Source organism: Bradyrhizobium sp. 25ACV (assembly GCF_054863005.1).
On record NZ_JAVAYO010000181.1, the window covers coordinates 1 to 244 of the forward strand.

General features: G+C 72.1%; 1 protein-coding gene. It reads left to right on the forward strand.

What is annotated here, in order from left to right:
- A partial coding sequence (locus tag RAD04_RS39075; protein WP_461628022.1) for a hypothetical protein occupies positions 1-244 on the forward strand: 244 nt, incomplete at both ends.

A 244-nucleotide genomic window follows, 5' to 3' on the forward strand; every position in this document is an offset into this window, starting at 1 on the left:
GGCGGGTCAAGAACCTGTACGCCGTGGTCCGGCGGCTCGACCGGGCCGGTCAGCTGGGGCCGCAGGGAACGTTCCTGGTCTCCGGCACCCGGATGGGCGGCTACCACGGATACAACGCCGACGGCGCGACCGCGCCGCTCGGCGGCTCGGTGACCGGATTTGTCAAGGCGTACGGGCGTGAGCGGCCGGACGTGCTGGCCAAGGCGGTCGACTTCCCGTACACCAGGAAGACCGCCGGGCTCGC